Genomic DNA, 20,954 nt, shown 5'->3' with positions numbered 1-20,954 from the left:
CCATGCGCAGCCTGAAAACCCTTGCGCTTGCAGGCGCCATGGCCGTGAGCGCGTCCGCCATCGCCCAGGCCGCAGACTTTCCGATGGCCCCGCCGCCCGCTCCCCCGCCGCCGGAACTGCGGGGCACGATCAGCTCGGGCATCTATCTGCGCGGCGATATCGGCGTCGGCGTCACGAATTACGGTAGTTACCAGCAGGCGGAGATCAGCCAGTTCGGCGGAAGCTTCGTCACCAAGGAAGACAGTTCCACCTCCTTCTTTGCCGGCGCGGGTATCGGCTATCGCTTCAATAACTGGTTCCGCGTCGACGGCACGTTTGAATATCGCGGCGGAGCCACGATCGGCGCCACGGACGTGGTGTTCAACCCTTTCATCGGCGGCAATCAGACCAACACGTACAAGGGCAACCTCTCTTCGATGGTCGCCCTGTTCAACGCCTATGTCGATCTCGGCACCTGGAACTGCCTGACGCCCTATATCGGCGCCGGTATCGGCTATGCGACCAACCGCATCAGCGGCATGACCGACCAGGGTCTGCAGTTCACCGGTGCCGGCACGCTGGGCACGGCCGGCAATGGCGACAAGTCGGGCGTGGCCTGGGCGCTGATGGCCGGCGTCGGCTACGAGGTGAACAAGAACCTCACGCTCGAAGTGGGCTATCGCTATCTCAATCTCGGCGATGCCCATTCGGGTCGTATCCGCAACGCCTTCCTGAACGAGACCTACTCGCCGCTGAAGGTCAAGGATATCGACAGCCACGATTTCCGCATCGGTATGCGCTGGAACTTTGGCGAGCCGGATTGCTGCGGCCCGGTCGAGAGGCCGGTCACCTACGCGCCAGCCCCGGTCGTCCGCAAGTACTGACCAATCCGCCAATCCACACGGACAGCCGCGCGAGCCCAGCTCGCGCGGTTTTTCTTTTGGCGGCACCCTGATCAGGGATCGCCTCGACACGATGATTGACATACTCCCATGGAGTATCTTAGCCGTATGGCATGAGGTGCCATGCCGCATAGCCCGGACGAGAAGAAGCGCGCCGTTACACGCCTGCGCCGCATCAAAGGCCAGGCGGAAGCGCTGGAGCGTGCGGTCGAAGCCGGTGTGGATTGCAGCGCGCTCCTGCAGCAGATCGCTGCGCTTCGCGGGGCTGCCAACGGGCTGATGGCCGAGGTCCTGAAAGCCATCTGCGCGAGACGTTCGGGCAGGCGCAGGAGACTGGCGGGCTGGCTGGACGGGGCGGGGAGACCCGCCTTGATCTCAATGCCGAGATCGACGGAATCATCCGGACATTGCGAACCTATCTAAAATAGGCGCGACTGAGAGTTGAGGGAGATATCGAGATGAAGACACGTGCCGCAGTCGCCTGGGAAGCCGGAAAGCCGCTGACGATCGAGACCATAGAGATCGGCGGGCCGAAGGCCGGCGAGGTGCTGGTCGAGGTGATGGCGACCGGCATCTGCCACACCGACGCCTACACGCTCTCGGGCCTGGACTCCGAGGGCAAGTTCCCGGCGATCCTCGGCCATGAGGGCGCGGGCATCGTCCGCGAGGTCGGGGCGGGCGTCACGACGCTTAAAGCCGGCGACCATGTCATCCCGCTCTACACGCCGGAATGCCGCAGCTGTAAATCCTGCCTGTCGCGCCGCACCAATCTCTGCACCTCGATCCGCGCCACGCAGGGGCAGGGCCTCATGCCCGATGGCACGAGCCGCTTCTCCTGCGATGGTGGCGAGGTCTTCCACTATATGGGTTGCTCGACCTTCGCGAACTTCACGGTGCTGCCCGAGATCGCGCTCGCCAAGGTCCGCGAGGACGCCCCCTTCGACAAGATCTGCTATATCGGCTGCGGCGTCACCACCGGCATCGGCGCGGTGATTTACACCGCCAAGGTCTGGCCGGGCGCCAATGTCGTGGTCTTCGGCCTCGGCGGCATCGGCCTCAACGTCATCCAGGGCGCCCGCATGGTCGGCGCCGACAAGATCATCGGCGTCGACATCAATCCGGCCAAGCAGGAGATGGCGAAGAAGTTCGGCATGACCGACTTCATCAACCCGAAGGAGGTCGGCAACGACAAGGTGGTGCAGGCCATCGTCGATCTGACCGGCGGCGGCGCCGATTTCTCCTTCGACGCCACCGGCAACACCAATGTGATGCGCCAGGCGCTGGAGTGCTGCCATCGCGGCTGGGGCGAGTCGATCATCATCGGCGTCGCCGAAGCCGGCAAGGAGATCGCGACCCGGCCGTTCCAGCTGGTCACCGGCCGTGTCTGGAAGGGCACCGCCTTCGGCGGGGCGAGGGGCCGTACCGACGTGCCGAAGATCGTCGACTGGTACATGGAGGGGAAGATCAACATCGACGACCTGATCACCCACAAGCTCTCGCTCGACGAGATCAACCACGGCTTCGACCTGATGCACGAAGGCAAGTCGATCCGCTCGGTCGTGGTCTACTGAGAATACGAGGCCGGCCCCCGGAACGCTTCTGCCTGATCATGGTTGATCGGGACGGCACATTGGGGGACCAGCCATGACAGCAGCCAAACCGGGGAGCGGCAGCCGCTCGCTTTTCACGCGCCTGTCCCAGGCGACGGCGCATTGGGCCGGCAGGCCGCAGACCTTCTTCATCGCGCTCGCCATCATCGTCGTCTGGGCGGTGTCGGGACCGTTCTTCGGTTTCAACGATACCTGGCAACTGGTGATCAATACCTCGACGACGATCGTCACTTTCCTGATGGTGTTCATCATCCAGAACAGCCAGAACCGCGATACCGCGGCGATGCAGATCAAGCTCGACGAGCTGATCAACAAGATCGAAGGCGCGCGCGAGGAACTGCTCGATCTCGAGGAGCTCGACGAGGACAAGCTCGAGGAGATGCGGGATGAATTCGAGGAGCTGGCGCGCAAGGCACGCGCGGCTCGCGAAGCCCGCTCCGGCTGAAATTAGCTGATCGGCGGCTGGAGTCTTACCCAACTAGACGCTGGCAGGCGCCGCGCTATCCTTCGTCGCGGAGCGCGGTTGCGTTGCGAATCGGCTGGGGACGACGCCATGCGAGGGGCGGGTTGGCGCAGGCTTGGTCTGGCAATGTTGCTTTGGGTCGCGGGTACGGCCGTAGGTGCGGCCGAACCGCTGCTCGATATCCAGGACGTCGCGACGCTGCGCCGCCTCGAAGGAGCAGGCTACGCGCTGGCGGATGTTCTCGGTGCGGGCGGGGCCGACAGCACTGCCGCATTGGCTCGGGACAGCACTGCCTTCCGCACGATCGCCAGCCATGTCGGCGAGGACGTCACGGCGCTGCGCGCCGAGATGCTGGCCAATGGTCGCAGGCTCTATGAGGTCACCGATGGCAATGTCGGGCGCGTGATCGACCTGCGCTGGCTGCGCTCGCCGATCGCGCGCTTCCAGCTGGCCGCCGTGGTCAACCGGCTCGACCGGCAGGACTTCGCCGCGCTCTCCGGCGAGACCGGCTGCGGCGAGGTGCGCCTGATCTACCGGCTCGCCTATGCCTTCGACGATGCGAAGCTGAAGCGCCGGCTGGCCTCGCGCCTGCCGTTTACGCTGAACGCGGTCTTCAGCGTCAGAGCGGGCGAGGGCGGCTCCTGCGGCGAGGCCGCGCAGGCTTGGCTGATCGCGCCCGGTGGCGATCCGGCCTTGGTGGCGCGGCAGCTCGTCAGGGGACCGCTGGCGAAGGAGCGGCTCAGCCTCAAGCAGATCGAGGTCAACGCCCAGATCGTGCGCTTCCCGTCCGGCATGGAGACCGAGTTCGGCGGGCAGGCTGCCTATCTGCAGCGCGTCTTCGCGGTATCGCGCAGCGACGGAAGCCTCTCACTCAAGCCGAAGCCGCTGGAGAACACGCCCGATGTGGCGCGGCTGAAGAGCGATGCCGCGCTCCGACAGGAGCTGATCGACTATGTCAGGAGCAATCTCCCGGCGATCGACCGGGGCGTCTACCAGCTGCCCGAGCGCTTCCTTACCACCAAGGCGATCTCCTATTCGACCTTCGGCAGCGCCCGGCTGGCGAATCACCCCTTCACCGAGGCCTTGCCGGCGAGCGCACTGACGGGGCTCGATTTCAGCCGGGCTCGGCTGGTGCGCAACGAGAAGGCGCTGCTGGAGCGGCTCGACAACGGCTCATGCATGGGCTGCCATCAGGCCGGCGCCACCGCCGGCTTCCACATGTTCGGGCTCGATGACGGCTCGACCTCGGCGCTGAACCGGATCAAGACCGGCATATCCCCGCATGTCTATGCGGAAGGTTTTCGCCGCGCGGCCTATGTCGCAGCGGTCGCTGATGGCACCGAGCCGGAGCGCTACCGCCCGCCATCCTTCGCGCCGCCGGCAACCTGGCAGGCGGGCCGGAGCTTCGCCTATCGGCAGGCGGCGCTGACCATGCCGTGCCTGACGGGCGAGAGTGCGAAAGCCTTCGGCGAGGGCTGGGGGTGCGCCGCGGGCTCGGTCTGCAAGCCGCTGGTCGAGAGCAAAGCGGTCGGGATCGAGTTCGGCCAATGCGTCAGACTTGACGAAGCCCGCAACTTCTCCGGCCAGCCCTGCCTGAACGGCGCGATCACCACCGCAGTCGGCAAGCCTTATCTCGACCGCTACCGCAAGACCGGACAATTCGGCGCCTTCGCCACGGGCTTCTCGCAGAGCGCCTTCAACTGCCGGCCGGCGAAGATCGGCGTTCCCGCCGGAATGGCCTATCGCCAGTGCACGCCGGCCGACCGGACCTTCGCTGGTTTCGCCAACGGCAAGGTGCCGGACGAGATCTGCGGACTCGCCGGCGGCAAGGCCTTCGATGATTGTGTCGCGACCAACCGTTTCGATGACTGTCTGTCGAAGGCGGTGACGCGCGGCAATCGCGGCACCTGCAGCGCCAACAGCTTCTGCCGCGAGGACTATATGTGCCAGGCGATCCCCGACGACGTGCCGGGCGCGACCACGACGGTGAAGGATTACGGCTTCTGCTCGCCGACCTATTTCCTGTTCCAGATGCGGATCGACGGGCATCCTGATCCGCAGGCGCAGCTGTAGCGCTTATCCTGCCAGCACGAAATCGAAACGGCCGAGCTGGCCGCCTTCGGCCAGGCGCAGGCTCATCAGCAGCTTCTGGTCGAACAGGCCATCGCGGCGATTGCCGGGCTCGTCCGGGAAATAGAGCTGGGTGGTGAGCACCGGGCTCTGCGTGCCGGCGCGCACCTTCACATGAAGATGGCGGGTGCGGCCGGTGTAGAGCCCCGGGGCGCGGGTGATGAACTGGTAGCGTCCCTGCTGGTCGGAGAAGAGGTGGCCGCGGAAGCGAAAGCCGCGATTGTCGTATTGGCCGTCCGCATCGGCATGCCAGAAATCGAGCAGGGCGCCCGCAACCGGCCGACACTGCCGGGTCAGCACGAAGCCGCTCAGCACCAGCAAGGTGCCATTGCCATCGGCCCGCAGATCGGCCCGCTGGGGAGAGGACGGGGTGAAGAAGGGGCCTTCGGTCTGGCGTGGCGTCGCGGTGGCGTGTCCCTCGCAGGCTGGGGTCGCCGGCAGTTCGACGCCTTGTGCGAATGCATCGGCGGGGGAGGGTGAGGCTTGCAAAGCCTGCGGCCGAGAGGCGTGCGAGCAGGTCACGGCGGCTTGGAGCGTCTGACATGGTTTCCCTCCTCACGCCTTGCGGCGCCGCCATTCTTGCCACAGGAGCCATGTCCGATTTCGGGCGAAGGCGACGCCTCGCCGAACTGTGATGGTGCAGGGGCCGGAAGTCTCCTGTGGGCACATTGCATCCATGTGCCGGCGCGCTGGCGACCGGCGGCGTTTTTCGGCAATAGTCGCGCCCGCGAGGGAAATGGCCGGCGAGGCGTCCCGTTTGAGCAGACGCTGAGGGACGGCATGTCGACCGATATCGAGATCGCCCGCGCGGCGACACTTAAGCCGATCGGCACGATCGCCGACGAGGCCGGCATTCCTGATGCAGCGCTGCACCCTTATGGGAAGTACATCGCCAAGGTTGAAACCGACGCGATCCCGGATTTCGCGGCGCGGCCGGACGGCAAGCTCATCCTCGTCACCGCGATCAGTCCGACGCCAGCCGGCGAGGGCAAGACCACGACGACGGTCGGCCTCGGCGACGGGCTGCGGCGCCTCGGCAAGCGCACGATGATCGCGCTGCGCGAGCCTTCGCTCGGCCCCTGCTTCGGCCAGAAGGGCGGAGCGGCTGGTGGCGGCTATGCCCAGGTCGTGCCGATGGAGCAGATCAACCTGCACTTCACCGGCGACTTCCACGCCGTCACGAGCGCCCACAACCTGCTGGCGGCGATGCTCGACAACCATGTCTATTGGGGCAACGGGCTCGATCTCGACGAGCGCCATATCGCCTGGCGCCGCGTCGTCGACATGAACGACCGCGCGCTGCGCTCGATCGTCTCCTCGCTCGGCGGGGCGATGAACGGTTTCCCGCGCGAGGATGGTTTCGACATCACCGTCGCTTCCGAGGTGATGGCGATCTTCTGCCTCGCCAATGATCTCGCCGATCTGGAAGAACGGCTCGGCCGGATCGTCGTTGGCCGCACCCGCAGCAAGCGCCCGGTTACGGCCGCGGAGCTCAGGGCGCAGGGCGCGATGACCGTGCTGTTGCGCGATGCGCTGATGCCGAACCTGGTGCAAACGCTGGAAGGCACCCCTGCCTTCGTCCATGGCGGGCCCTTCGCCAACATCGCCCATGGCTGCAATTCGGTGATCGCGACGCGTGCTGCGCTGAAGCTCGCCGACTATGTCGTGACCGAAGCCGGCTTCGGCGCCGATCTCGGGGCCGAGAAGTTCTTCGACATCAAGTGCCGCAAGGCCGGCCTGAAGCCGGCCGTCGCGGTGGTGGTCGCGACCGTTCGGGCGCTGAAGATGCATGGCGGCGTCGCGCGCGACATGCTCGGAGCCGAGAACCTCAAGGCGCTGGAAGCGGGCCTTTCCAATCTCGCGCGCCATGTCGAGAATATCAGAAAGTTCGGCGTGCCGGCGATCGTCGCGATCAACCATTTCACCAGCGACACGCCGGCTGAGCACGCGCTGATCCAGAATTTCTGCCGCAACCATCTCGGCGTCGAGGCGGTGATCTGCCGGCATTGGGCCGAGGGCGGGGCAGGCACCGAAGAGCTCGCGACCAAAGTTGCGGCGTTGACGGAAAGCGGCGAGGCCGATTTCGCGCCGCTCTATCCGGACGCGATACCCCTGCGCCAGAAACTCGAGACGATCGCGCACGAGATCTATGGCGCCGCCGGTATTTCCACCGACGCCAAGGTCACGGCCCGCATCGCCGAGCTCGAAGCGGCCGGCTATGGCAACCTGCCGATCTGCGTGGCGAAGACGCAGTATTCCTTCTCGGCGGACCCGACGCTGCGCGGTGCGCCGTCCGGCCACATCGTGCCGGTGCGCGAACTCAGACTCTCGGCCGGCGCCGGCTTCATCGTCGCGATCTGCGGGGACATCATGACCATGCCCGGCCTGCCGCGCGAGCCAGCGGCCGAGCGCATCTACATCGATGCGCACGGCCAGATCGAGGGGCTGTTCTAACGGCGCAGGGGGCTCGCCCGCCGCATTCGTCAACGAACCGTAAACCACATCTCTGCCACCATGGGCCCTGCGCGATTCCGAACATGTCGGAAGGCGGGGGGATGCCGACGAAATGGGTTTGCTGACCGCCTGGACCAATTCGGGCCTGAAGGCGCGTGTGCTCATGCTCGTCCTGGCGACGCTGGTCGCGATCGCGGTTCCCGCCTCCGGCATCTTCCTCTGGATGGTCAACGGCACGGTGGTGAAGCTCGGCACGCTCTTCGCCGAGAAGCAGATCCTGTTCGATCGCTATCGCGGGCTGGAAGCGTTGATGCGCGAGGTCTCGCTGGCCGAGACGGTGGCGCGCGCGCCGGTGATCGTCGAATGGGCCCAGGATGAGGCCGATCCCGAGAAGGCCAAGCGTGGCCTCGCCGAGCTCGAGCACTACCGGCTCTCCTTCACCGACCGCAGCTATTTCGCCGTCGTCGACAAGAGCGGCAACTACTATTTCAACGACAAGGACAACAGCTACGAGCACAACCGGCTGCGCTACACAGTCTCGCCGAATGCGCCGCAGGACATCTGGTACTTCAAGACGCGCGCGCTCGGCACGGGCTGCCATCTCAACGTCAACCGCGACGAGGTGCTGTCGGTCACCAAGGTCTGGATCAACTGCATCATCCAGAAGGACGGCAAGGTCCTCGGCCTGATCGGCACCGGCGTCGACCTGACCCAGTTCATCAAGGAGGTCGTCGAGTTCCCGCAGACCGGCGTGCAGAGCATGTTCGTCGACCTGCAGGGCGCGGTGCAGGCGCATCGCGACCCGCGCGTGGTCGACTTCCACAGCCTGACCAAGGATGCCGCGGCCAAGAAGACGATCTTCCGCCTGCTCGACGAGGAGGGCGACCGCAAGGCCCTCGCCGACATGATGCAGCGCGTCGCCAAGGGCGAGGCGCTGGTGCTCTCCCGCTTCATGCAGATGGATGGGCACGAGGTCCTGGTCGGCGTCGGTTTCCTCGATCGGCTCGGCTGGTTCAACGTCACGGTGATGGATGTCGACGCTATCATCGACCGCAAGCTGTTCGCGCCGATCGCCGGGTTGATGGTGGCGATCCTCATCGTGGCCGCCGGGCTGATGACCTTGCTGTTCAAGCGCAAGGTGCTCGACCGGCTGGCATGGGTCGAGCAGGGCGTCGTTCGGGTCCGCGCCGGCGACTTCTCGGCCGTCGCGAAGGAGGACGGGAATGACGAGATCTCGCGGCTGTCGCGCGCCTTCAACGAGATGGCCCAGGCCGTCGGTGACAATACCGGGCGGCTCGAGGCGATGGTCGCCGAGCGTACGCAGAAGCTCGAACAACTGGCGCAGCATGATCCGCTGACCTCGGTGCTGAACCGTCGCGGCTTCGAGGAGGTTTTCGCGCGCGAGCAGAACCGGGCCCGGCGCGATCGCAAGGCCTGCGGGCTCATCATCGTCGACCTCGACCGCTTCAAGCTCGTCAATGACGACTATGGCCACCATGCCGGGGACGAGGTGCTGATCGCTTGCGTACGCCAGATGCGCTCGGCCTTGCGCAGCTACGATGCCTGCGCCCGCTGGGGCGGCGACGAGTTCATCCTGCTGATCAGCGACTGCACGGCGGATTCGCTCGCGACGATCGCGGGCAAGATCGGGGCACTGCTCCGCGAGGCGCCGGTCGCGCTCAGCGATGGCCGGGCAGTGCCGATGACGGCGAGCCTGGGCGCAGCGATGGCGCGCCCAGAGGACAGCCTGACCGATGCGGCCGCGCGTGCCGACGCGGCGCTCTACCAGGTCAAGCGCAACGGCCGCGACGGCGTCGCGATCGATGAGCCGCAATCGGCCGCCATGCTGCGCCGGTTGGTTTAGGCGAAGGCGTCATTCTCGGGCGTAGCGAAGCGCAGACCCGAGAATCTCAGGACGAGAAGGAGCTTGGCCGGCGCCCCACCCTGCCTGAGATGCTCGGGTCAAGCCCGAGCATGACGTGGTTCAGCCGAAGACCAGCTGCACCTTCATCGCCCGGGACTTGTCGGCAGCGAGATCGAACGCCTCGACGGCGCGCTCGATCGGGATCGAGGCGGTGAGCAGCGGCGAGAGGTCGATGCGGCCCGATGCGATCAGCTCGACCGCCCAGTCGAACTCCTCATGGAAGCGGAAGGAGCCGCGCAGGTCGAACTCCTTGGCGACGACGACATTCATCGGAATGGTGAAATTGCCGCCGACGCCGATCTGGACGATCACCGCGCCGGGGCGCAACGCATCGAAAGCGCCGGTCAGCGCGTGCTGGTTGCCCGAGCACTCGAACATCACGTCGAAGGCGCCCTTCTCAGCGCCATAATCGGCCTTCAATCGCTCCGGCTCGGCCATGACGTTGATCGCTGCTGTCGCGCCCATCTTGAGGGCGATCGGCAGCGGGCCGTCGACCACATCTGTGACGACGATCTCGCTGGCGCCGGCGGCGCGGGCCGCGACCACAGTCAGCACGCCGATAGGCCCGGAGCCGGTGACGAGGACGCGCTTGCCGAGGAGTGGTCCGGCGCGCTTGACCGCATGCAGGCAGACGGCGAGCGGCTCGGCGAAGGCGGCCTGCGCTGCGCCGACACGGCCGGGCAGCTTCACCGCCTGGCGCTCCTCGATGACCAGCACCTCGCGGAAGCCGCCCTGGACATGGGGGAAGCGCATGGCGCTGCCGTAGAACAGCATGTCCAGGCAATGCTGCTGCTGGCCGGCCTGGCAGTAGCGGCAGCGGCCGCAGGCCCGGCTCGGATTGACCGCGACGAGGTCGCCCGGCTTCACCCGCGAGACCTCGCTGCCGACCGCCTCGACGATGCCGGCGATCTCATGGCCGAGGATCAGCGGCTCACGGACCCGGATCGTGCCGAAGCCGCCATGGAGATAATAATGCAGGTCGGAGCCGCAGATGCCGCCAGCCTTGATCGCGACCTTGACGTCGAGCGGGCCGAGTTCCGGAACGGCTGTTTCCTCGACCCGCAGGTCCTTCTCGGAATGGATCACGACGGCACGCATGGCGAAGTCTCCTGTGAGCGGCGGCCATGCGGCAGCGGCATTGTCTAATCGTTTTAAACCGCTTACCCAAGCCTGGACGCACTGCCAAGTCGCAAGATCAGCCGCCGTACGGGAGGATAGGATGTCGCTCAATCTGTTCAAGCTCGACGGGCGCATCGCGCTGGTCACCGGTTCCGGCCAGGGCATCGGGCTCGCGATTGCCGAAGGCCTTGCTGCCGCCGGCGCCCATGTCGTGCTGAACGGTCGTGACACCAGCAAGCTGGAGAAGGCGTGCAGCGCCATCGCCGCCGCCGGCCACAAGGCCTCAGTCGCTGCCTTCGACGTCACAGACCAGAAGGCGGTCGAGGCCGGCGTGGCCAAGGTCGAGGCCGAGATCGGGCCGATCGACATCCTGATCAACAATGCCGGCACGCAGAAGCGCGGCGCCTTCGTCGACTTCCCGGTCGAGGACTGGCACTTCCTGATGGCGACGAACCTGCATTCGGTGTTCTATGTCAGCCAGGCGGTGGCCAAGCGCATGGCCCCGCGCAACCGTGGCAAGATCGTCAATATCGGCTCGGTGATGAGCAAGCTCGGCCGGCCGAGCATCGTGCCCTACACCGCCTCGAAGGGCGCCGTCAGCCTGATGACACAGGGGCTCGCGGCCGAGCTCGGCAAGCACAACATCCAGGTCAACGCGATCGGCCCCGGCTATTTCGTGACCGAGCTGAACCAGGCGCTGCTCGCCGACGAGACCTTCTCGAACTGGGTCAAGAGCCGCGCTCCGGTCGGCCGCTGGGGCGAGACCAAGGAGCTGGCGGGTGCCGCGATCTTCCTGTCCTCGGAAGCGTCCGACTATGTCAGCGGCCATCTGCTCATGGTCGATGGCGGATTGACTGCGGTGGTGTGAGACTACTGCGTCATGCTCGGGCTTGACCCGAGCATCTCAGGCCGGATGAGGCTCCTAACAGCGCCTTCTCGTCATAAGATTCTCGGGTCTTCGCTACGCTGCGCCCGAGAATGACGGCCTACATTCGCACGGAGCTTAGGCGGGCTCATCGCCTTGCTTCGACATAAGGCCCGAGTTTGCTCAGCGACGAGATCGTCAGGTCCGCGCCTTCGCCGAGCTGCTCTTCCTGCATGCGCAACGCCTTGAACAGGCTCTTGGGGCCGATCACCGCTGCGCCTGCGAGTTCGTCGCACAGGGCATGCGGCGTTACCCGCTCGATGCGCGCCACCGTCATGCCGTAGGCCTTGGCGCCGGCGATGTCGAAGCCGTTGGAGGAGACGAACAGGATCTCGTCGCGCGTCAGGCCGAGCCGTTCCTCGACCAGACGGTAGCCGCGCGGATCGGGCTTGTAGGTGCCGATCTCGTCGACGCTGATCACGGTCTCCAGCAGCGTGTCGATGCCTGCCTGCCGGGTGAGATTGGTCAGCATGGCGGGGCTGCCATTGGAGAAGATGGCGAGGCGTGTGGGGGCGAGACCCTGCAGTGCCGCCAGTGCTTCCGGATAGAGCGAGAGCGCATCATAGGCCGCAGCGATGCGTGCGAGGAAATCGGGCGTCGCTTCGAGCCCGAGCGTCTTCAGCGTGAAGTCGAGCGAGGCCTGCGTCACGCTCCAGAAATCCTCGTAGCGGCCCATCAGGGCGCGCAGCCAGGTGTATTCGAGCTGCTTCAGCCGCCAGATCTGGGTGATGGTCTCGCCATGGCCGGGGAAGGCGGCATCGGTGACGCCGGCGACCGACTGCACGTCGAACAGGGTTCCGTAGGCATCGAAGACGACAGCCTTGATCGGCATGAGGGCGTTCTCCTCCGCAGCCTTTGCGCGGGCTGCGCCACTATTCTTAGCGCTCGCCTTGGCCGCGCGGAGCGTGATATCCGCACAAGCACTTGTTCGCAGACGCACAGGATACGCGAATGTCCAGCCGCCCCGTCATGCTGATGATCCTCGATGGCTGGGGCTGGCGCGACGACAGGGACAACAACGCGGTCCTCTTGGCGAAAACTCCGAATTTCGACCGGTTCTGGGCCTCGTCGCCGCACGCTTTCCTGCGCACCTCCGGGCTCGATGTCGGCCTGCCCGAGGGGCAGATGGGCAATTCCGAGGTCGGCCACCTCAACTTAGGCGCCGGCCGCGTGGTGATGCAGGACCTGCCGCGCATCAACCAGGCCGTTGCGGACGGCACGCTGAAGCAGGCGCTGGACGGAAGCGGTCTGATCGATCGGCTCAAGGCCAGCGGCGGCACCTGCCATATCCTCGGCCTGGTCTCGCCAGGCGGCGTCCATGCCCATCAGGACCATGCGGTGGCGCTGGCCAAGCTCGTCGTGGCGGCCGGCGTTCCGGCGGTCATGCATGTCTTCACTGACGGCCGCGATACGCCGCCACGCTCGGCGAAGGACTATGTCGCGGCGCTCGAAACGGCGCTGCCGCCGCAGGTCAAGGTCGCGACAGTGAGCGGTCGCTATTACGCGATGGATCGCGACAATCGCTGGGAGCGGGTCGAGCTCGCCTGGAAGGCGCTGGCGCTCGGCGAGGGCGAGCGGATGCCGACCGCGGGCTCGGCGATCGAAGCCGCCTATGCCGCTGACGTCAGCGACGAGTTCATCAAGCCGGCGGCGATCGGCGATTACAGCGGCATGGCCGATGGCGACGGCCTGCTCAGCTTCAACTTCCGCGCCGACCGTATCCGCGAGATCCTGGCGCCGCTGCTCTTCGCCGAATTCAGCGGTTTTTCGCGTCCGCGCATGCCCAAGCTCGTCGGCGCGGTCGGGATGACCTCCTACAGCTCCGAGCTCGACCCGATCATGCCGGCGCTGTTCGCGCCGCAGAGCCTCGCCAACGGGCTCGGCGAGACGGTGTCGCAGGCGGGCCTCAAGCAGATCCGCTTCGCCGAAACCGAGAAGTATCCGCACGTCACCTATTTCTTCAACGGCGGCCGCGAGGAGCCTTTCGCAGGCGAAGAGCGCAGCATGACGCCGTCGCCGAAGGTCGCGACCTACGATTTGCAACCTGAGATGTCGGCTCCGGAGCTGACCGAAAAGGTCGTCGCCGCTGTCGAGAGCGGGCAGTACGACCTGTTCGTGCTGAACTTCGCCAATCCCGACATGGTCGGCCATACCGGCGTGCTGTCGGCGGCGATCAAGGCTGTCGAGACGATCGATAGGAGTCTGGGCCAGATCGCCGAGGCCATCCTGGCCAAGGGTGGGGCGTTGATCGTGACCGCCGATCACGGCAATGCCGAGCTGATGGTCGATCCCGTGACGGGCATCCCGCATACCGCACACACCACCTTTCCCGTGCCGGTCATGCTGATCGGCGGGCAGGCGACTGGGCTGGCCGAGGGCCGCCTCGCCGATGTCGCGCCGACGCTGCTCGCGCTGCTCGGCTTGAAGCAGCCGGCCGAGATGACGGGCCAGTCGCTGCTGCGCTGACCGGAGCGCTCAGGCCGGTGCGATGCCGGGGATCGCGGCAATCTCCGCAGCCAGGAAATCGATGAGCAGACGGACGCGGGCGACAGATGCTCGCTCCGGAACGATCAGCATGCTGAGTGGCACGGTCGACAAAGCGTAATCGGTCAGTATCGGCTCCAGCCTGCCAGCCGCCAGCAGGTCGTCGACCAACCAGCGATGGGTCGGGGCGATGCCGCGGCCAGCGAGAAGTGCCTCGCGCACCGCCAAGCCGTGATCGACCCGTAATCGCCCGTCGAAGGGAACGCTGTAGTGCTCGCCGCCGGCGCCCTCGAATGCGATCAGGGCACTGCCGGCAACGTTCGACATGCGAATTCCCTGATGCCCCGCAAGATCGTCCGGCGACACAGGGGCTCCGTGGCGCGCCAGATAGTGCGGTGCGGCGACGAACAATCGGCGTGACCGGCCGAGTGATCGCAGCTTCATGGTGCTGTCGGCGAGCGGACCGAGGCGGATGGCGATGTCGACGCCGTCGCGGACGAGATCGACGCGCTCGTCGCTCAAGCTGAGGTCGACGCCGATATCGGGGTGGCGATCCTGGAAGGCGAAGATCAGCCGCGTCATGTGCAACACGCCGAAAGCGGCAGTGCAGGAGACGCGTACCGTGCCGGAATGCCCGCCGCGGGCGCTGCGCGCCTCGTCGCCGGCGTGTTCGACCAGCCGCAGGATGGAGAGGCTGTGCTGGTAATAGCGGCTGCCCTCGTCGGTCAGCGTCACGCGCCGGGTCGTGCGGCTGAGCAAGGGGACGCCAAGGGCCTGCTCCAGTTCATTGAGATGCCGCGTCACCGTCGATTGACCGAGGCCGAGCTCGCGCGCGACCGCCGACAGGCTGCCGCGCTCAGCGACGCGGACGAAGCTGCGCATCCGTTCCAGCGTGACGTCAGATTTATCCATAAATCGGCATAATCATATGCATTGCTGCATTGTAGCGCGGATCTGAAACAGCGCCTAGCTCGGAAGCCGGTTCCCACTCGGAAAGGCTCTCCCATGAAGGTTCTGCTGGTTTTCGCCCATCCTGAAAGTCATTCGCTCAACGGCGCGCTGCGCGACGTCGCCGTCGCCGAACTCGAAGCCCAGGGCCATGAGGTTCGTGTTACCGACCTCTACGCCGAAGGCTGGAAGTCCGAGGTCGATCGCGCCGATTTCCCGAACTGGCCGGAAGGGGAGCGTTTTGCCGCCGGCGCCGCCTCGAAGCAGGGCCTTCGGCGAGGGTACGCTGACCGACGACGTCAAGGCCGAGATCGAGAAGCTGCTCTGGGCCGACATGCTGATCCTGCAGTTTCCGCTGTGGTGGTACACGATGCCGGCGATCCTCAAGGGCTGGGTCGACCGCGTCTATGCCTATGGCTTTGCCTACGGTGTCGGCGAGCACAGCGACAGGCGCTGGGGCGACCGCTTCGGCGAGGGCACGCTCGCGGGCAAGCGCGCCATGCTGATCGTCACGGCCGGCGGTTGGGAGGAGCACTATTCACCGCGCGGCATCAACGGGCCGATCGAGGACCTGTTGTTCCCGATCAACCACGGCATACTTTGGTACCCCGGCTATGAGGTGCTGCCGCCTTACGTCGTCTACCGGGTCGACCGATTCGGCGATGCAGATTTCGACCGCGCCGCCGACCGGTTGCGCGAGCGCATGCAGACGCTGGCGACGGCGGCGCCGATTCCATACCGCCGTCAGAATTTCGGCGACTACCTCATCCCGGCGATGACGCTGCGGCCGGGGCTGGAGCAGCCTGAAGCGCGCGGATTTGCGCTGCATGTCGACGGTGGAGCCGGATCCGATCAGATTGAATCAATCTGATCGGTAAAACGTTCTCTAGAGCGGCAGGCAGCCGTAGCGACGGAACCCGTGAGGCATGGGGCGGTTGTCCAACATGAAAGGATCGCCTCATGCCGCACAAGCACAACGATCGCCCAACCGATACGCCCGCCGCCTTCGCGACCGCGCCGCGCCCAGGCCAGTCCGGCGCGCAAGAGCAGCGACGAGCAGGCCCGAATCCACGCTCTGCTCACCCGACCGGGCCGCATGCCCCCTATGAGCCCGACGACCCAGAAGGCTTGGCCGCTAGCAAGCACGAGCGTGATCAACCGATCCGCAAGGGCTGACTGCTTCAAATCCCAAGGTGATTTGCGTCGTGCCATAAACGTAATCTTTGGTGTGCTGCCTGATTCGGGCGGCGTTGTGGTATAGTGGCAGAATTGCAGCCGGTGTCAGGTGGCTTCTGGCTTGGCTATTCCTGCAGAAAATGCCAGTAAGTAGGTATATGTTTTAGATTTGAACTATCGTTTGGTTGAATAATTATGGACGACTGTCGCGTTTGGGGTGGAAACGGATAGGTTGTCGTCTTGATCTGTTGCGCAAGGGAAAGTAGTACGCGGCCCAGGGCCTGCGGGCCATGCGTTCACCGGGTTTGGACTTCGTGGATGCCAAGGGCGAGCGGGCCAGGAATGAAACTGCGCAGTGCGAGACGGCCGGCAAGCGCCGGAGCTGTGGATACGGCGAAGCAGAACCCGATGCGAGGTGAGATACTCGACGCAGCAGCCGAGATCATCGTGCGGGACGGCTACGATGCCTGCACGATGCGGGCGGTGGCGGCGCTAGTCGATATGAAGGCGGGCAGCCTCTACTACCACTTCAAGTCGAAGGACGAGATCGTCGAGGAGATTCTCAACCAAGGGATCGAGGCGCTCTATGCCCGAGTGGCGCAGACGCTTCGCGAACTGTCGAAGGAAGCCCCGTTCGCAGAGCGGGTTTCTGCGGCGGTCGGGGTGCATGTGTCCAGTCTGGTCGGCAAGGATCAGACCTACATGCACGTCTACGAGCATTTGCCGCCGATCATCAAGCGGCGCAGCCGCAAGATGCGCGAGACTTATGCACGGCTCTGGCACGATCTCTTTGCTGGAGGCGTGGCGAGCGGGGCAGTCGATGCCGACATCGATCTGCGCCTTCTGGTGCCTTATTTCCTCGGTGGACTGAACCGGGTGCCGGAATGGATCCGCACCAGCGGCGCCAATGGCGAGCAAGTCGCCAGGCTCGCCATTGCCACCCTGCTCGACGGAATCAGCGCCAAGCGGTAGCAGGTGGCGGTGCGGCCGCGCGATGCGGCTGCTTGATGCCATCAGCCCTGCTGGAAGCCATGTCCGAGACCTTAGCCATCAGCCTGAATGACACCACCGATCTGCCCGCCGGCAAGATCGCAGCGGTCGTGACCTCGCTGGAGATGTTCTCGGCGCCGGCGCGACGGCCCGATCCGCCGGGCGTCGAGGGGTTCTCGCTGGAGCCGATCGGGTGCGAGGACGTGGCGCGGTATCTGGCGGTCTATCGTCTCCTCGGCGAACGCTGGATGTGGTTCAGCCGCCTGGTCAAGCCAGTCGAGGAACTGCGGGCAATCCTCTCCGACTCCGCCGTCGACTTCTTTGCGGTACGCTTCGATGGGCGTGACGTCGGCCTGCTCGAACTCGACTTCAGGGTTGAAGGCGAGGGTGAGCTCGCCTTCTTCGGCCTGGACGAGAGCGTCGTCGGCAAGGGGGCAGGACGCTGGCTGATGAACCGGGCGCTCGAGCGTGCCTGGGCAAGGCCGATCGGGCGCTTCTGGGTGCATACCTGCACGCTCGACCACCAGGGGGCGGTCGAGTTCTATCAGCGCTCGGGCTTTTCGGCATTCAAGCGCGGGATCGAGGTGGCTGACGATCCGCGGCTCGGCGGGGCGATGGCGCGCACCGCAGTCCCGCATCATCCGGTGATCGACTAGGCGCCGTCTTCAGGCGCGCGAGCGCAGGCCGATCGAGTCCATCATCGCCTGGTCGCGGGCGGCTTCGGCGGCACGCTCGGTGGCGCGTTCGCGATCGTCGAGGATCTCGACCTTCTTCATGTCCTCGAAGGCTTCCTGCAACTCAGCCTTGGCCTCGTCGAGCTGGCCCTGCAGGTTGTCGGCGGACTGGCGCAGATTGTCACGACGCCCGAGTGCCGCCTTGGCATAGGTCGGATAAGCGAAATGGGCCGGATCGGAGATACCGGCACGCGTTTCCTCATTCTGGATCTCGCGATCGAGATCGGTCGCCATCCGGTTGAATTCCGCGATCATCATCTCAATCTGGCTTACCCGGCGGCGCTTTTCGTCCACCTGGAAGCGTTTGAGACGCAAAAGGGTCTCTCGCGACTTCATGTCGTGCCCAACTCCTGATTACGCATCGAGTTTCGGCATTCAAGCGCGGGATCGAGGTGGCTGACGATCCGCGGCTCGGCGGGGCGATGGCGCGCACCGCAGTCCCGCATCATCCGGTGATCGACTAGGCGCCGTCTTCAGGCGCGCGAGCGCAGGCCGATCGAGTCCATCATCGCCTGGTCGCGGGCGGCTTCGGCGGCACGCTCGGTGGCGCGTTCGCGATCGTCGAGGATCTCGACCTTCTTCATGTCCTCGAAGGCTTCCTGCAACTCAGCCTTGGCCTCGTCGAGCTGGCCCTGCAGGTTGTCGGCGGACTGGCGCAGATTGTCACGACGCCCGAGTGCCGCCTTGGCATAGGTCGGATAAGCGAAATGGGCCGGATCGGAGATACCGGCACGCGTTTCCTCATTCTGGATCTCGCGATCGAGATCGGTCGCCATCCGGTTGAATTCCGCGATCATCATCTCAATCTGGCTTACCCGGCGGCGCTTTTCGTCCACCTGGAAGCGTTTGAGACGCAAAAGGGTCTCTCGCGACTTCATGTCGTGCCCAACTCCTGATTACGCATCGAGCCCGTTACGGTCTGCTTGCATTGCAAGCCGGCCGTAAAACGGTCTCCAACTTTCGTTCAGAGACGGATTCACCGATCGGGTTGGTTCAACCTGATCGGATCCGACTCTGGCGGCGTGCCGACCCCTCGGCTCGCCACCGGAACACTTCCGCGAGACGAAAATCACAATGGCGCAAGGAGGTTGATCGTTCCTTACCAGGATCGCTCGCTTTCGATGCATGCAACGGGTGCGTTCCAGGCTCTGCCGATCGAGGGTGGCCCGCGCTAGGCTGGTGCGAATCAAAACAAGGGGCGCGCACCGGCGCGCCGGACACATCCTTGCCCGCCTCGCGCCGCCTTCCCGAATATAGTCTGCTGCTGAGCGGACTTGCCCTGACGCGGATCATCGGCTGGGGCTCGATCTACTATTCGCCTTCGGTTCTGGCGAGCTATCTCGATCGCGAACTCAAGCTCGGACCTGCTGTCATCTTCGGTGGGATCACGATCCTGCTGGTGATCGGAGCGGCGATCGCGCCCTTGCTCGGGCGCCATCTCGACCAGCGCGGCACGCGTCACGCCATGGCGCTGGGCGCCGTGATTTCGGGACTGGGGCTGGCGTTGCTGGCGCTGGCGCAGGGGCCGGTCAGCTATCTTGCGACCTGGCTCGTGATCGGCATCGGCCACGCGATGCAGCTCGCCAATACCGGCAACGTCACGGTGGCGCAGCTGATGGGCGAGCGTACCCGTCGCGTTATCGGGCTGATGATGCTGGTGACGGGTCTTGCCTCCAGCGTGTTCTGGCCGCTGACCGCCTGGCTCAGCGCAGACTATGGCTGGCGCGCCTGCCTCATGGTCTTCGCGGCGATCCAACTCGTGATCGTGCTACCAATCCATCTCGCCATCCCGGCCTATCGCGCCAAACCATTGTCCGAGCCCGGCCCGTCCGCCATGCCGGCCGAAGAGCAGGGCAGGGTGCCGGTTGGCGAGCGGCGACCGGTGTTCTGGCTGCTGACGCTGAGCTTTTCGGCGAGTGGCCTGGTCTCCTGGGGATTGCCGCTGCACATCATCGGTCTGATGCAGGGCGCTGGCATCGCCGGTGTGAGCGCAGTTGCGATTGCCTCGCTGAGCGGCCCTGCGACCCTGGTGGCGCGAGCGGTCGATGCTGCCGCGGGCGAGCGTCTCCCCGTCGAGCGGGTGGCTCTGGCCGGGCTCGCGCTCGGACCCGCAGCCTGCCTGCTGATGGCGTTGGCGCCGGGGTCGAGCGCTATCGCGGTCGCCTTTGTCATGCTGTTCAGCGCGGCCATGGGCGTGATCGCGGTCGCGCGCGCGACCCTGCCGCTGGCGCTATTCGGCCGCCAGGGCTTCGGCACGATGCTCGGCCGCCTGACCGTGCCGCAGAATCTGACCTTCGCGGCGGCCCCGCTGCTGTTCGCGCTGATGATCGAGCGGCTCGGCGCATCGGGCACGCTCGTTGTGTCGGCGATGATCCAGAGCAGCGCCTTGCTCGCGATGATCGTGCTGGTGCGCAGGCTCAAGAGCTAGCGCCGTCTCGGAAACGACATGGCCGGCTGCGTCACTGACGCGATCGTGCATAGGGACATGGCGGACGCCGCCCTATCACGCGGCCTTTCCGACGTAATCGAGCTTAAGACGACATGCCGCCCTGTTCATTGACCCGCCGCCTTGCCCTGCAGGCCACACTCGGACTGCTCATGGGGCCGGCCGAAGCGCGGCTGCCGCAGTTCCGCACGGCGCGCTACCAGTTCATCGAGCTCGACCCGGTCGAGGCCTTGGCGCCGCTCTCGCTGCAAGGGCTCGACGGCAAGCCCGCCATTGCCCGCCCGGTGCCGGGCAAGGTCTGTCTCATCTATCTCTGGGCGACCTGGTGCCCCGTCTGCCGAATCACCTTGCCGCGCTTCGAACGGCAACTCGTCGACTTCAAGGCGAGGGACGTCGAGCTCGTGACCATCAGCACCGATGAGCGCGAGCTCGCTCATGTCCGACAATATCTGGCGCGCCTCGGCATCAAGCGGCTGCCGGTGTTCTACGATCGTGCCGGCAAGGCCATTGCGACGGCAGGGGCGAAGCAGCCGCTGTCGACAGCTGAAGGGCTGCCGGTGGTTTACGTCACCGACCGGCGTGGCGGCGTGCGCGGCTATATGCTCGGCGAGGCGGACTGGGCGTCGCCGCAGGCGACAGCGCTGCTCGATCATGTCGGGCGGCTGTGAGG

The 20,954-nt window shown here is 65.6% G+C and carries 18 protein-coding genes and 2 pseudogenes; 14 read left to right on the top strand and 6 right to left on the bottom strand.

The features are described 5' to 3' along the window. Nucleotides 1-44 precede the first annotated feature (44 nt). The 5 genes and pseudogenes from QO058_RS07235 (at nucleotide 45) to QO058_RS07215 (ending at nucleotide 5,027) form a co-directional block, all read left to right on the top strand. Nucleotides 45-863 carry an outer membrane protein gene (locus tag QO058_RS07235; RefSeq protein WP_284171344.1) on the top strand — a complete coding sequence of 273 codons (819 nt, stop codon included), beginning with the start codon at nucleotides 45-47 and terminating at the stop codon, nucleotides 861-863. A gap of 141 nt (nucleotides 864-1,004) precedes the next feature. Next, nucleotides 1,005-1,309: pseudogene (locus tag QO058_RS07230) on the top strand (metal-sensing transcriptional repressor). Nucleotides 1,310-1,339: 30 nt separating this feature from the next. Beyond that, nucleotides 1,340-2,452, top strand: a complete 1,113-nt coding sequence (locus tag QO058_RS07225) for an S-(hydroxymethyl)glutathione dehydrogenase/class III alcohol dehydrogenase (protein WP_284171342.1) — start codon at nucleotides 1,340-1,342, stop codon at nucleotides 2,450-2,452. 73 nt (nucleotides 2,453-2,525) lie between these two features. Next, nucleotides 2,526-2,936 carry a low affinity iron permease family protein gene (locus QO058_RS07220; RefSeq protein WP_284171341.1) on the top strand — a complete coding sequence of 137 codons (411 nt, stop codon included), beginning with the start codon at nucleotides 2,526-2,528 and terminating at the stop codon, nucleotides 2,934-2,936. Between the two features lie 144 nt (nucleotides 2,937-3,080). Continuing rightward, a complete protein-coding gene (locus QO058_RS07215; RefSeq protein ID WP_284171340.1) occupies nucleotides 3,081-5,027 on the top strand; it encodes a hypothetical protein in 1,947 nt (648 codons plus the stop codon). Nucleotides 5,028-5,030: 3 nt separating this feature from the next. Here the strand turns inward: QO058_RS07215 and QO058_RS07210 are convergent, their stop codons facing one another. Beyond that, nucleotides 5,031-5,573 carry a dioxygenase family protein gene (locus QO058_RS07210; RefSeq protein WP_284171339.1) on the bottom strand — a complete coding sequence of 181 codons (543 nt, stop codon included), beginning with the start codon at nucleotides 5,571-5,573 and terminating at the stop codon, nucleotides 5,031-5,033. A gap of 291 nt (nucleotides 5,574-5,864) precedes the next feature. Here QO058_RS07210 and QO058_RS07205 point away from each other — a divergent pair, with 291 nt between their 5' ends. Both QO058_RS07205 and QO058_RS07200 read left to right on the top strand, forming a co-directional pair. Continuing rightward, a complete protein-coding gene (locus QO058_RS07205; RefSeq protein ID WP_284171338.1) occupies nucleotides 5,865-7,538 on the top strand; it encodes a formate--tetrahydrofolate ligase in 1,674 nt (557 codons plus the stop codon). A 112-nt stretch (nucleotides 7,539-7,650) separates the two neighbouring features. Further along, complete coding sequence (locus QO058_RS07200) at nucleotides 7,651-9,402, top strand: sensor domain-containing diguanylate cyclase (RefSeq protein ID WP_284171337.1); 1,752 nt, start codon at nucleotides 7,651-7,653, stop codon at nucleotides 9,400-9,402. 120 nt (nucleotides 9,403-9,522) lie between these two features. Here the strand turns inward: QO058_RS07200 and QO058_RS07195 are convergent, their stop codons facing one another. Further along, on the bottom strand, nucleotides 9,523-10,560 hold the full coding sequence (locus QO058_RS07195; RefSeq protein WP_284171336.1) for an L-idonate 5-dehydrogenase: 1,038 nt from the start codon (nucleotides 10,558-10,560) through the stop codon (nucleotides 9,523-9,525). A gap of 121 nt (nucleotides 10,561-10,681) precedes the next feature. Here QO058_RS07195 and QO058_RS07190 point away from each other — a divergent pair, with 121 nt between their 5' ends. Beyond that, on the top strand, nucleotides 10,682-11,449 hold the full coding sequence (locus tag QO058_RS07190) for a glucose 1-dehydrogenase (RefSeq protein WP_284171334.1): 768 nt from the start codon (nucleotides 10,682-10,684) through the stop codon (nucleotides 11,447-11,449). A 145-nt stretch (nucleotides 11,450-11,594) separates the two neighbouring features. Here QO058_RS07190 and QO058_RS07185 read toward each other — a convergent pair whose 3' ends face one another. Then, nucleotides 11,595-12,338 (bottom strand): haloacid dehalogenase type II, encoded by a 744-nt coding sequence (locus QO058_RS07185; protein WP_284171333.1) that lies wholly within the window; start codon nucleotides 12,336-12,338, stop codon nucleotides 11,595-11,597. A gap of 119 nt (nucleotides 12,339-12,457) precedes the next feature. On the opposite strand from QO058_RS07185, the gene gpmI reads away from it, so the two are divergent. Beyond that, nucleotides 12,458-13,972: a 2,3-bisphosphoglycerate-independent phosphoglycerate mutase gene (gene gpmI / locus QO058_RS07180; protein WP_284171332.1), complete on the top strand. Its 1,515-nt coding sequence runs from the start codon at nucleotides 12,458-12,460 to the stop codon at nucleotides 13,970-13,972. A 9-nt stretch (nucleotides 13,973-13,981) separates the two neighbouring features. Here gpmI and QO058_RS07175 read toward each other — a convergent pair whose 3' ends face one another. Then, complete coding sequence (locus QO058_RS07175; protein ID WP_284171331.1) at nucleotides 13,982-14,902, bottom strand: LysR family transcriptional regulator; 921 nt, start codon at nucleotides 14,900-14,902, stop codon at nucleotides 13,982-13,984. Between the two features lie 93 nt (nucleotides 14,903-14,995). Here QO058_RS07175 and QO058_RS07170 point away from each other — a divergent pair. From QO058_RS07170 to QO058_RS07160, 3 genes and pseudogenes are all read left to right on the top strand, one after another. Further along, nucleotides 14,996-15,809: pseudogene (locus QO058_RS07170) on the top strand (NAD(P)H-dependent oxidoreductase). A 713-nt stretch (nucleotides 15,810-16,522) separates the two neighbouring features. After that, complete coding sequence (locus QO058_RS07165) at nucleotides 16,523-17,086, top strand: TetR/AcrR family transcriptional regulator (protein ID WP_284171330.1); 564 nt, start codon at nucleotides 16,523-16,525, stop codon at nucleotides 17,084-17,086. 59 nt (nucleotides 17,087-17,145) lie between these two features. Continuing rightward, nucleotides 17,146-17,760, top strand: a complete 615-nt coding sequence (locus tag QO058_RS07160) for a GNAT family N-acetyltransferase (RefSeq protein ID WP_284171329.1) — start codon at nucleotides 17,146-17,148, stop codon at nucleotides 17,758-17,760. Between the two features lie 9 nt (nucleotides 17,761-17,769). Here QO058_RS07160 and fliJ (QO058_RS07155) read toward each other — a convergent pair whose 3' ends face one another. Both fliJ (QO058_RS07155) and fliJ (QO058_RS07150) read right to left on the bottom strand, forming a co-directional pair. Beyond that, the gene (gene fliJ / locus QO058_RS07155) at nucleotides 17,770-18,174 is read right to left on the bottom strand and encodes a flagellar export protein FliJ (RefSeq protein WP_284171328.1); all 405 of its coding nucleotides are present in this window, start codon (nucleotides 18,172-18,174) and stop codon (nucleotides 17,770-17,772) included. A 137-nt stretch (nucleotides 18,175-18,311) separates the two neighbouring features. Continuing rightward, nucleotides 18,312-18,716 (bottom strand): flagellar export protein FliJ, encoded by a 405-nt coding sequence (gene fliJ, locus QO058_RS07150; RefSeq protein ID WP_284171328.1) that lies wholly within the window; start codon nucleotides 18,714-18,716, stop codon nucleotides 18,312-18,314. A gap of 347 nt (nucleotides 18,717-19,063) precedes the next feature. On the opposite strand from fliJ (QO058_RS07150), the gene QO058_RS07145 reads away from it, so the two are divergent. Together QO058_RS07145 and QO058_RS07140 are read left to right on the top strand one after the other, a co-directional pair. Next, a complete protein-coding gene (locus QO058_RS07145) occupies nucleotides 19,064-20,266 on the top strand; it encodes an MFS transporter (protein WP_284171326.1) in 1,203 nt (400 codons plus the stop codon). Nucleotides 20,267-20,394: 128 nt separating this feature from the next. Further along, entirely contained in the window at nucleotides 20,395-20,952 is a 558-nt protein-coding gene (locus QO058_RS07140; RefSeq protein ID WP_284171325.1) for a TlpA disulfide reductase family protein, read from the top strand. Nucleotides 20,953-20,954 lie beyond the last annotated feature (2 nt).

It is taken from the genome of Bosea vestrisii (assembly GCF_030144325.1).
GTDB lineage: Bacteria > Pseudomonadota > Alphaproteobacteria > Rhizobiales > Beijerinckiaceae > Allobosea > Allobosea vestrisii_A.
Note: the sequence above shows the minus strand (reverse complement) of the source record. Positions and strands in the feature narration are given on the sequence as shown.